Here is a 7,078-nt window from a genome sequence, read left to right on the forward strand (position 1 = left end):
AAAAATGAATCCATTTCCTTATGCAGAAGATAAAAACAAACGATACCATTCGTGGAACTTTGCTTTGCGGCAAGAATTTGGCGAAAAAATCTTTAAAGTCCCCATCGATGCGGGCTTCGACTGCCCCAATCGTGACGGCACCGTTGCCAAAGGCGGCTGTACATTTTGCAGTGTGTCCGGTTCTGGCGATATGATCGTAGCTCCTGAAGCCCCACTGCCAGAGCAGTTTGAAAAAGAGATCGCCATGATGCACAAAAAGTGGCCGCAAGTGGACAAATACATTGTCTATTTTCAAAATTTTACGAATACCCACGCACCGGTGGCAGTGATCCGCGAGCGCTTCGAGCAAGTGCTGACACTACCTGGTGTTGTCGGGATCTCCATTGGGACCCGACCAGACTGCTTACCAGAAGATGTCGTTGACTATCTAGCAGAGCTCAATCAACGCTTTTATTTATGGGTCGAATTAGGACTGCAAACGACTTTTGAAACCACGAGCAATGCCATCAACCGCGCCCATGATTATCAAACTTACTTAGACGGCGTCGCCAGCCTGCGCAAACACAATATTCGTGTCTGTACCCATTTGATCAATGGCCTGCCAGGCGAGACGATCGAGATGATGCAAGAAAACGTCCGCCGCACCATTCAAGATTCTGATATCCAAGGCATCAAACTGCACCTGCTACATTTGATGCGCAATACTCGGATGCTGCGGGATTATCATGAAGGACGTTTGCAATTGATGCGGCGCGATACCTATGTGTCATTGATCTGCGATCAGTTAGAAATGATCCCCCCAGAGATCATCATTCATCGCTTGACAGGCGATGCACCATGGGATTCTCTGGTAGGTCCAATGTGGAGTTTGAAAAAATGGGAAGTCTTGAATGAGATCGATCAAGAAATGCTGCGCCGCAACTCCTATCAAGGGAAATTCAATGTGCGAAAGGAGCCTGTCAATGCTGCCGACCGCCATGCGCTATAGCCACACCCTTTTAAAAGAAGTTCTGCAGCCGGGACAAACCGCCGTTGATGCCACGATGGGCAACGGCTTCGACACGGAATTACTGGCTTCCTTAGTTGGCCCAACTGGTCAGGTGTTTGCTTTTGATATTCAAGAACAAGCCCTGCAAGCTACCAAAAAGCGGTTGGCTGAAAAAGAGCTGTTGGCGCAAGTCCAGCTGATCCATCAAGGCCATGAGACGCTGGCAGATGTTGTGAGTGGTCCGGTTCATGCCGCCATTTTCAATTTAGGCTACTTGCCGAAAGGGGACAAAGCGATCATCACGCTGCCTGATACAACGAAAACGGCTTTAGAAGCTTTACTGACACGTTTAGCCCCGAAAGGTAGAATCATCCTCGTCTGCTATTATGGACACACTGGCGGCGAAGCAGAGCTGAAAGAAGTACACTCCTTTTGTCAGCAGCTGCCGCAAGAGGCATTCAATGTCCTTTCCTATCAATTTATCAATCAGCGCAACCAACCGCCGATCTTATTTTGTATCGAACGAAAAAACCATCAGTCCTCGGCACGTTAAGGTGTCGATCGACTGATGGTTTTTTTATTCACTAAAAAGCCATTGCAGGACTCGTTGGATCCATTGATCCCAGAAATTCCAATCATGATCCCCAGTTCCCGATTCAAACGTTACGGCTAGTTTGCGTTTTTGCAGCTTATCCACCGCATATTCACTTGCCGGATACAGCTGATCCTCGGTTCCGCAGCTAATAAAAAAGCGCGGCGCTGTGCTTGGATCGATGGTCTCAATCAGATGGATCAAATCATTTTCTGACCCTTTGAATTGCTCTAATGGTCCAAAAATTCCTTCCCAATAAGCTTGGCTTCGCAGCTGCAGCAAGGAATCCATGCTTTCAGCCAGCGCTAATGCCCCAGACAAAGACGCTACCGCCGCAAACTGGTCAGGCTTTCTCAGCCCGAGTTTTACTGCCCCATAGCCCCCCATCGAAAGCCCAGCCGCAAAAGTTTTTTCTCGTTTTTGCGTCAGCTGAGGAAACAGCTCATGGCAAATCTGTGGTAATTCTTCGGCGATAAAAGTCCAATACTTCATCTCATAGATCGTATCGGTATACCAACCCAGATCAGTAGACGGCATGATGACCGCTAGTTGATACTCTGCGGCATACCGCTCGATCGACGTCCGTCGCTGCCAGACACTATGATTTCCGTTCATCCCATGCAACAAATAAAGCACCGGGAGATCTGTGCCCGTTGATTGGCTTTGCGTGCCGATTTTTTTCTTGGTACTTTGAGGCAAGATCACATCGATCATTACCTCCATTTCAAGAACATTTGAATAGATATTTGCTTGTAAAAAAGCCATACAATCACCTGCGATCCTTTTTTTATATTGTACCAGATTCTCGCGAAATCGTGCGGGTCAAACCAATCGCTAGCACAATAAGTAAAACACCGATCCCAAAAACCCAGTGTAGACCGCTATAAAGAATCTCCCGTAATTGCCCTAATAATGCGGTTGGCAGCTGGCGCGCAGCGGCTGGATCTACTAGCTGATTCATGACACTGCTATCATTGACTTGTGCCTGTGCTAAGCCTACGCTATTACTGGTGTTTAAAACGATACCGAAGACCGCTACCATGATGGTTTGCCCGATCGTTCGCAACAGGGTATTGAAAGAAGTCGCCACGCCGACTTGTGTGGGGCCAACGCTGGTTTGGGCAGTAACCGTACAAACCACCATCGTTGCCCCTAACCCGACGCCAGTAATAGAAGAAATGACCAAGAATAACCAGAATGAGGTCTGTGCCGGTGTCAAAAACAGCCACAAAGCACCGGTAGCCGTGATCAACAAGCTAACCGTCAAGACCCAGCTGACACTGTGCTGTGTCAACCAACGGCTGGCTATGAAGGAACCAATCATCCATAAAATCGACAACGGTGCCAACACAAGCCCGCCAATCCCCGCACTCATGCCTAAGACCCCTTGCATCCACATTGGGATATAAACATCGATCCCCATCAAGAAGCCGCTAGCCAAAGCTGCTACGATATTGACCACCACAAATAATTTTGAATGAAACAGCTTCAGATCAATAATCGGATCTGCTGCTTTTTTCTCCACCTGAACGAAGCCGATGAACGTAAGGACAGAAAAAACGAATAGCCCGATGACAGGCAGACTCACACCATAATCTCCCAGCAACTGGAAGCCTAGCAAGAGGCCTACTAGCGTCAACATCAACAAGAGACTGCCTGCATAATCAATGTTGACTGCAGCAAAGGCCTTCTTTTCTTCATGAAAATAAAACCAAATCAAGGCAATCAGCCCTAATCCAATGGGTACGTTGATAAAAAAGATCCAATGCCACCCGATCGTATCTACGATCAAGCCACCGGCTAAGGGACCAACGACACTGGCGATCCCCCAAGCCGTACTATTGAGCCCTAAGACTTTCGCCCGCTTTTCAACGGGATACAGGTCCGCAATGATCGTTAGGGCAACGGGCATCATGGCCCCTGCGCCTAATCCTTGCAACGCTCTGGCAATGATCAACGTCAACATCGTGTTGGCCATCCCACAAAACGCCGACCCGATAATAAACAGCAACGTCCCAAATAAAAAGACTGGTTTGCGGCCGATATTATCGGCAAACTTGCCGTAGATCGGGGTCAACATCGCACTGGTCAAAAGATAGATCGAGAAGACCCAGTTCATGATCTCGATCCCTTTCAATGAACTAACGATGGTAGGCATCGCTGTCGTAATGATCGTTCCTTCGATTGCGGTCATAAACGTTGCGACAAAGACCGCAATGGTGACTAATTTTACATTGGTTCGCATATAACTCCTCCTTTTACTCCAAAAAAAAGAACCTCTATTGATAGTCATCAATAGAGGTCGCCTCTTTTAATCCTTCACACTTGCCAAAAGTGCCGCCACCTTGTCGGTGCGTTCCCATGGCAAATCGATATCTGTACGACCGAAATGTCCGTAAGCGGCAGTCTGACGATAAATCGGACGGCGCAAATCTAACATTTCAATAATTCCTGCTGGTCGCAAATCAAAGTTTTCCCGTATCGCTTGGATCAAGCGCTCGTTGCTGACGGTTCCGGTACCAAAAGTGTTGATGCTGATCGAAACGGGCTGTGCCACACCGATCGCATAGGCTAATTGTACTTCCACTTTTTTGGCTAGCTTTGCTGCTACGATGTTTTTGGCAATGTAGCGAGCCGCATAGCTGGCTGAACGGTCAACTTTGGTTGCGTCTTTTCCAGAAAACGCACCGCCGCCATGACGTGCATAGCCGCCATAAGTATCAACGATGATTTTTCTGCCAGTCAAACCGGCATCCCCTTGAGGACCGCCGATCACAAAACGACCAGTAGGATTGATATAATATTTTGTCTGCTCGTCTAAAAGATCGGCAGGGATCACTTCTTTGATCACTTTTTCGATGACATCACGGTGGATCGTTTCATTATCAGCCGCATCATCATGCTGGGTACTAATAACGACGGTGTCCACTCTTTGTGGTTGATCGTTATCATCATATTCAACGGTTACTTGTGATTTTGCATCTGGACGCAAGTAGCTTAGTTCGTTGTTTTTCCGCAACTCTGCTAAGCGACGTACCAGCCGATGGCTCAACGCGATCGGTAAAGGCATCAATTCAGGTGTTTCATCAACAGCAAAACCAAACATCAAGCCTTGGTCGCCGGCACCGATATCTTCTTTATCCGTTTCTCCACGACTTTCTAAAGCATCGTCAACGCCTTGAGCGATATCTGGTGATTGCTCATCGATCGCTACCAAAACAGCAACCGTATCGCCGTCAAAGCCGAATTTTGCTCGTGTATAGCCGATTTCTTTGATGGTTTCTCGGACGACTTTTTGAATATCTACATAAGCAGAAGTAGAAATTTCTCCAAAGACTAAAACCAATCCGGTAGTAACTGACGTTTCGCAAGCGACCCGTGCCATTGGATCTTCGGCAAGCAACGCATCTAAGATGGCATCACTGATTTGGTCGGCTACTTTGTCTGGGTGTCCTTCTGAAACGGACTCTGATGTAAATAAGTGTTTCTCTGTCATTTTTGTATTCCCCCTAATATATGTTTCGGTTACAAGGCATCTTCGCAGCTGCGAATCCTTTCGGGAACTTGCAACGGACTGATTATAACAAATTTTGACTGCTCATGCTTGAAAAAATGATAAAAAGATCATTTTTGGGCAATAAAAAAACACTCTCAAGAGTGTTTGCATGATCCGTACGGGATTCGAACCCGTGTTACCGCCGTGAAAGGGCGGTGTCTTAACCGCTTGACCAACGGACCAGTTTAAAAATGTAATGGGCCTAAATGGACTCGAACCATCGACCTCACGCTTATCAGGCGTGCGCTCTAACCAGCTGAGCTATAGGCCCCAAATAAAAAATGCAAAGCGGGTGACGAGAATCGAACTCGCGACAACAGCTTGGAAGGCTGTAGTTTTACCACTAAACTACACCCGCATTCCTATGGCGCGGGACAGAATCGAACTGCCGACACATGGAGCTTCAATCCATTGCTCTACCAACTGAGCTACCGAGCCAAAAACAACGGTCTGGACGGGACTCGAACCCGCGACCTCCTGCGTGACAGGCAGGCATTCTAACCAACTGAACTACCAAACCAGAAGCTTTGTATTGCTGCTTTGCCGTTAAACAAAGCAATTGCGGGAGCAGGATTTGAACCTACGACCTTCGGGTTATGAGCCCGACGAGCTACCAGACTGCTCCATCCCGCGATAAGTAATTACTTTACAGTAATTAAAGGACTGTGATTCTTTTGCTCGCAACAAAAGAGACAGTTAAGGAGGATAAGGGATTCGAACCCTTGCACGGTTTTACCCGCCTGACGGTTTTCAAGACCGTTCCCTTCAGCCGGACTTGGGTAATCCTCCAAAAGTAAAAAATGATCCGTACGGGATTCGAACCCGTGTTACCGCCGTGAAAGGGCGGTGTCTTAACCACTTGACCAACGGACCAATAAAAAACGGAGAAGGAGGGATTTGAACCCTCGCGCCGGTTTCCCGACCTACACCCTTAGCAGGGGCGCCTCTTCAGCCACTTGAGTACTTCCCCAAATGTATGACTACATTTTGATGGGCCTAAATGGACTCGAACCATCGACCTCACGCTTATCAGGCGTGCGCTCTAACCAGCTGAGCTATAGGCCCCAAAAAATAAAAGCTAAAGCGGGTGACGAGAATCGAACTCGCGACAACAGCTTGGAAGGCTGTGGTTTTACCACTAAACTACACCCGCATGGCGGTCTGGACGGGACTCGAACCCGCGACCTCCTGCGTGACAGGCAGGCATTCTAACCAACTGAACTACCAAACCATATTTAGCTTTTATTGCGCTTTTGAAAACAAAAGCAATTGCGGGAGCAGGATTTGAACCTACGACCTTCGGGTTATGAGCCCGACGAGCTACCAGACTGCTCCATCCCGCGATAAGTAATTACTTTACAGTAATTAAAAGACTGTGATTCTTTTGCTCGCAACAAAAGAGACAGTTAAGGAGGATAAGGGATTCGAACCCTTGCACGGTTTTACCCGCCTGACGGTTTTCAAGACCGTTCCCTTCAGCCGGACTTGGGTAATCCTCCATAATAAAACAGATACAATGCCACAATGGACCTTGTAGGACTCGAACCTACGACCGGACGGTTATGAGCCGTCTGCTCTAACCAACTGAGCTAAAGGTCCAGGCTCTTAAAAATCGCGGCGGAGGGGATCGAACCCCCGACCTCCCGGGTATGAACCGGACGCTCTAGCCAGCTGAGCTACACCGCGTAAAAAAGAATCATTTATTCAAATGATATGGAGCCTAGCGGGATCGAACCGCTGACCTCCTGCGTGCAAAGCAGGCGCTCTCCCAGCTGAGCTAAGGCCCCTTTTGAAAAAGTATCGGGAAGACAGGATTCGAACCTGCGACCCCTTGGTCCCAAACCAAGTGCTCTACCAAGCTGAGCTACTTCCCGTTATTAAAAAGCGCGCCCAAGAGGAGTCGAACCCCTAACCTTTTGATCCGTAGTCAAACACTCTATCC

At 48.0% G+C, this 7,078-nt stretch carries 5 protein-coding genes, 19 tRNA genes and 1 riboswitch (1 of these 25 cut by a window edge); of the genes, 2 read left to right on the top strand and 22 right to left on the bottom strand.

The annotated features are described in order from the left end of the window. Nucleotides 1–4 precede the first annotated feature (4 nt). Nucleotides 5–988 (top strand): TIGR01212 family radical SAM protein, encoded by a 984-nt coding sequence (locus IGK14_RS15105; RefSeq protein WP_010749006.1) that lies wholly within the window; start codon nt 5–7, stop codon nt 986–988. Further along, complete coding sequence (locus tag IGK14_RS15110) at nt 963–1,541, top strand: tRNA (mnm(5)s(2)U34)-methyltransferase (protein ID WP_010749005.1); 579 nt, start codon at nt 963–965, stop codon at nt 1,539–1,541. The genes IGK14_RS15105 and IGK14_RS15110 overlap by 26 nt, the downstream gene beginning before the upstream one ends. 24 nt (nt 1,542–1,565) lie before the next feature. Here the strand turns inward: IGK14_RS15110 and IGK14_RS15115 are convergent, their stop codons facing one another. The 22 genes from IGK14_RS15115 to IGK14_RS15220 form a co-directional block, all read right to left on the bottom strand. Then, a complete protein-coding gene (locus tag IGK14_RS15115) occupies nt 1,566–2,345 on the bottom strand; it encodes an alpha/beta hydrolase (protein WP_010749004.1) in 780 nt (259 codons plus the stop codon). A gap of 22 nt (nt 2,346–2,367) precedes the next feature. Beyond that, nucleotides 2,368–3,825: an MDR family MFS transporter gene (locus tag IGK14_RS15120; protein WP_010749003.1), complete on the bottom strand. Its 1,458-nt coding sequence runs from the start codon at nt 3,823–3,825 to the stop codon at nt 2,368–2,370. A gap of 66 nt (nt 3,826–3,891) precedes the next feature. Then, a complete protein-coding gene (metK, locus tag IGK14_RS15125) occupies nt 3,892–5,076 on the bottom strand; it encodes a methionine adenosyltransferase (protein WP_010749002.1) in 1,185 nt (394 codons plus the stop codon). After that, a riboswitch (SMK box riboswitch) is annotated at nt 5,074–5,155 on the bottom strand. Its footprint overlaps the gene before it by 3 nt. Before the next feature lie 91 nt (nt 5,156–5,246). Further along, a tRNA-Glu gene (locus tag IGK14_RS15130) sits at nt 5,247–5,318 on the bottom strand. A 15-nt stretch (nt 5,319–5,333) separates the two neighbouring features. After that, nucleotides 5,334–5,407 (bottom strand) — tRNA-Ile (locus tag IGK14_RS15135). A 16-nt stretch (nt 5,408–5,423) separates the two neighbouring features. Beyond that, a tRNA-Gly gene (locus tag IGK14_RS15140) sits at nt 5,424–5,494 on the bottom strand. Between the two features lie 7 nt (nt 5,495–5,501). Further along, nucleotides 5,502–5,574, bottom strand: a tRNA-Phe gene (locus tag IGK14_RS15145). Between the two features lie 8 nt (nt 5,575–5,582). Then, nucleotides 5,583–5,656, bottom strand: a tRNA-Asp gene (locus tag IGK14_RS15150). Between the two features lie 39 nt (nt 5,657–5,695). Further along, nucleotides 5,696–5,769: transfer RNA gene (locus IGK14_RS15155), tRNA-Met, on the bottom strand. Nucleotides 5,770–5,835: 66 nt separating this feature from the next. Further along, nucleotides 5,836–5,925, bottom strand: a tRNA-Ser gene (locus IGK14_RS15160). Nucleotides 5,926–5,937: 12 nt separating this feature from the next. Further along, nucleotides 5,938–6,009 (bottom strand) — tRNA-Glu (locus IGK14_RS15165). 9 nt (nt 6,010–6,018) lie between these two features. After that, a tRNA-Ser gene (locus IGK14_RS15170) sits at nt 6,019–6,106 on the bottom strand. Between the two features lie 21 nt (nt 6,107–6,127). Continuing rightward, nucleotides 6,128–6,201: transfer RNA gene (locus tag IGK14_RS15175), tRNA-Ile, on the bottom strand. Nucleotides 6,202–6,218: 17 nt separating this feature from the next. Further along, nucleotides 6,219–6,289, bottom strand: a tRNA-Gly gene (locus tag IGK14_RS15180). A gap of 1 nt (nt 6,290) precedes the next feature. Then, nucleotides 6,291–6,367, bottom strand: a tRNA-Asp gene (locus tag IGK14_RS15185). Between the two features lie 38 nt (nt 6,368–6,405). Continuing rightward, a tRNA-Met gene (locus tag IGK14_RS15190) sits at nt 6,406–6,479 on the bottom strand. Between the two features lie 66 nt (nt 6,480–6,545). Beyond that, nucleotides 6,546–6,635, bottom strand: a tRNA-Ser gene (locus IGK14_RS15195). A gap of 26 nt (nt 6,636–6,661) precedes the next feature. Next, nucleotides 6,662–6,735 (bottom strand) — tRNA-Ile (locus IGK14_RS15200). A 13-nt stretch (nt 6,736–6,748) separates the two neighbouring features. Continuing rightward, nucleotides 6,749–6,822: transfer RNA gene (locus tag IGK14_RS15205), tRNA-Met, on the bottom strand. Nucleotides 6,823–6,850: 28 nt separating this feature from the next. Next, nucleotides 6,851–6,923: transfer RNA gene (locus tag IGK14_RS15210), tRNA-Ala, on the bottom strand. A gap of 13 nt (nt 6,924–6,936) precedes the next feature. Beyond that, a tRNA-Pro gene (locus IGK14_RS15215) sits at nt 6,937–7,010 on the bottom strand. Nucleotides 7,011–7,021: 11 nt separating this feature from the next. Continuing rightward, nucleotides 7,022–7,078 (bottom strand) — tRNA-Arg (locus IGK14_RS15220) (it continues 17 nt past the right edge of the window).

The organism is Enterococcus sp. DIV0970a (assembly GCF_051711265.1).
GTDB lineage: Bacteria > Bacillota > Bacilli > Lactobacillales > Enterococcaceae > Enterococcus_D > Enterococcus_D casseliflavus.